The 2,902-nt window shown below is 73.0% G+C and carries 2 protein-coding genes and 1 pseudogene; 1 reads left to right on the forward strand and 2 read right to left on the reverse strand.

All coding sequences use genetic code 11. From position 1 onward, the window contains the following. Nucleotides 1-15: 15 nt before the first annotated feature. Nucleotides 16-918 carry a DMT family transporter gene (locus A9X05_RS24485; protein ID WP_067784569.1) on the reverse strand — a complete coding sequence of 301 codons (903 nt, stop codon included), beginning with the start codon at nt 916-918 and terminating at the stop codon, nt 16-18. Nucleotides 919-1,152: 234 nt separating this feature from the next. On the opposite strand from A9X05_RS24485, the gene A9X05_RS24490 reads away from it, so the two are divergent. Then, nucleotides 1,153-2,514: a DUF349 domain-containing protein gene (locus A9X05_RS24490; protein ID WP_067784572.1), complete on the forward strand. Its 1,362-nt coding sequence runs from the start codon at nt 1,153-1,155 to the stop codon at nt 2,512-2,514. On the opposite strand, the pseudogene A9X05_RS24495 reads toward A9X05_RS24490, so the two are convergent. Beyond that, nucleotides 2,511-2,902, reverse strand: a pseudogene (locus A9X05_RS24495) (hypothetical protein); the annotation flags it as partial. The gene A9X05_RS24490 and the pseudogene A9X05_RS24495 sit on opposite strands and share 4 nt — an antisense overlap.

Here is a 2,902-nt window from a genome sequence, read left to right on the forward strand (position 1 = left end):
TTAACCGCGGCGTCGCTAAGCCGGTTGCGCTGCGGCGTTCGGCAACCCGGCCGCAATCCTGTCCTGCGTCGCGGAGGCGTCGCCGCGCGCGAGTTCGACGGTGGCCGCCGCCATCACCAGCGCCGCGGCCGCCAGCGCCAGCATTCCTCCGCGACCGGTGTCGAGCGTCTCGCCGAGGACGGCGACGCCCAGCGCCGCCGCCACGACCGGCTGGGACACCTCCAGCGTCGGCATCGAGGCGGTCAGGGCGCCGGCACGAAACGCCGACTGCTCCCAGGCGAATCCCGCCACCGCGATCAGCAGCCACGCGTAAAGCTCGGGTGTCCGGACCACCGCCCACCCGCCGTCGCCGAGCCGATGCACCACTCCCTTGGCCAGCACCGCGAAGACGGCCCAGAGGGAACCGGAGACGAAGGCGAGCAGCGCGGCGGCCAGGGCACCGCCCCAGACGCGCGCGGCCACCACGCACCCGAGGAGCAGCGGGGCCAGCACCCCCGCCACGATGGCCCACGTCCGCAGCGGCGCGGTCGAGTGGCCCGCCCGCGGGTTGCCGACCGTGACGATCACGGTCACCGCGGCGGTCAGCACCACGGCCCAGGCCCACTCCCGGGCCGTTACGGCGCGCTCGGCGAGCCGGGCGCTGATGGGCAACGCGAACAGCAGCGAGAGGACGAGCAACGCCTGCACCAGCAACACCGACCCCTGGTCAAGGGCGGCCGCCTGCAACACGATGCTGACCACGAGCAGCACGGCGCCCCACCGCCACCGCCTGTTGCCGAGCAGCTTGCGGACGAGTTGGAGCTGCCCGATCGACGGGTCGGCGATCCGGTGGGTCGCCCGCTGCTGCAGCACGTCGCCGATCGCGACGCAGAGCGCGGACGCCAGCGCGAGCAAAGCGGCGATGTCCGCCTTGTCCATGGTTTCTCCGTCCGAGTCGGGGTTACGGACAACTGTGATACCTGATGCGCCTGCGCCGATGCATCTCGAACGGCAAGATCTGAGGTGGCGGCGGACGCGCCGACAAGCTGCTTGAATACTGTTAAGCAGCTGTTGGGAAGGCCACGAGCGCCGCCCCGCAGGTGATGCAGACGGTGCCGCTACGCGCGGCAGGTGCGCGGAGTTCCGACCGCGCGAAGGGTAGGTGACGAGCGCATGACGGCTGACGAACCCCAGGGACCGGACCCGGCCGGGCCGGTGCCCCAACCGGTTTCACGCCCGGTGCCACGCCCGGGACCGCGTCCCGGGCCACGGCCGGCGAGCGCGGCGCCGCGGCCCGTCGTCCACCCGATTCCGGCGCCGCCACGCAGCAACCCGCATCAGTTCGGGCGCGTCGATGATGACGGCACGGTCTGGCTGATCACCGCGGCCGGCGAGCGCATCGTCGGCTCGTGGCAGGCCGGGGACCGCGAAGCCGCCTTCGCCCACTTCGGTCGCCGCTTCGACGACCTGAGCACCGAGGTCACGCTCATGGAGGAGCGGCTCGCGGCGGGAACCGGGGACGCCCGCAAGATCAAGGCCCACGCCTCGGAGCTGGCCGAAACGTTGCCGACGGCTGCCGTGCTCGGCGACGTCGACGCGCTCGCCGGCCGGTTGGCCAGCCTCATCGACCAGGTCGAGACCGCCGTCGCCGAGGAGCGCTCCCGGCGCGACGAGCATCGCGCCGCCCAGACCGCGCGCAAGGAGGCGCTGGCCGCCGAGGCCGAGGAGCTGGCCGCGAACTCGACGCAGTGGAAGGCCGCCGGTGACCGGCTGCGGGCCATCCTCGACGAGTGGAAGACCATCAGCGGTCTGGACCGGAAGGTCGACGACGCGCTGTGGAAGCGCTATTCGGCGGCCCGCGAGGCGTTCAACCGGCGGCGGGGGTCCCACTTCGCCGAGCTGGACCGCGAACGCATGGGCGTCCGGCAGGCCAAGGAGCGACTCTGCGAACGCGCGGAGGCGTTGTCCGATTCGACGGACTGGACCGCCACCAGCGCCGAATTCCGCAAGCTGCTCACCGAGTGGAAGGCGGCGGGGCGGGCCGCCCGGGACGTCGACGACGCGCTGTGGCGGAGGTTCAAGGCCGCCCAGGACGTGTTCTTCACGGCGCGCAACGCGGCGACGGCCGAGAAGGACGCCGAACTGCGGGCCAATGCCACGGCCAAGGAGGCGCTGCTGGCCGAGGCGGAGAAGATCGACACCGGCAACCACGACGCGGCCCGGGCGGCGCTGCGCTCGATCGCCGAGAAGTGGGACGCCATCGGCAAGGTGCCGCGGGAGCGGTCCGCCGAACTGGAGCGCCGGCTGCGTGCCGTCGAGAAGAGGGTGCGTGACGCGGGCGAGGCCGATTGGTCGGATCCCCAGGCGCAGGCCCGCGCCGAGCAGTTCCGCGTCCGCGCCGAGCAATACGAGCAGCAGGCGGAGAAGGCCGCCGCGGCGGGCCGCACGAAAGAGGCCGAGGAGGCCAGGGCCAACGCCGAGCAGTGGCGGCAGTGGGCACAGGCGGCCGCCGAGGCGTTGACGCGTAAGCCCTAGGCGTCGGGATCCCGGGGCGCCCGGTCCGGGCTGTCGGGCTCGTCGTTGAGGCTCTCCAGCAGCGTCTTCGACTGCTGCTGCGCCGCGACCCGGCGCCGCTGCTCCTCGGCCGCGAGCTGCACGATCGTTCGCGACCATACGACCCGCGCCCACTGGTAGGTCAGCGTCAGGACGACGATCCACGCCGCGATCAACCCCACCCCGGGGCCCGGGTGCCCCGCGGCGACGGTCTGGCGCGACCAGATGGCCAACAACCCGGCCGCCCCGGCGAGCGCCGAACCCGCCAGCGCGATCCAGGCCAGCGCCCAGCGCCGCGTCACCAAAGCCAGCATGGAGAACCCGACGCCGAACACCAGCGCCAGCCAGGCGAACACCCGCGAGGGCAGCG

Origin of the sequence: Mycobacterium sp. E3298, assembly GCF_001666895.1 — a bacterium.
Lineage (GTDB): Bacteria > Actinomycetota > Actinomycetes > Mycobacteriales > Mycobacteriaceae > Mycobacterium.

What these genes read in the sequence shown, in the direction of transcription:
- A9X05_RS24485 (WP_067784569.1), bottom strand. Translation starts at nt 918, where the DNA reads ATGGACAAGGCGGACATCGCCGCTTTGCTCGCGCTGGCGTCCGCGCTC.
- A9X05_RS24490 (WP_067784572.1), top strand. Translation starts at nt 1,153, where the DNA reads ATGACGGCTGACGAACCCCAGGGACCGGACCCGGCCGGGCCGGTGCCC.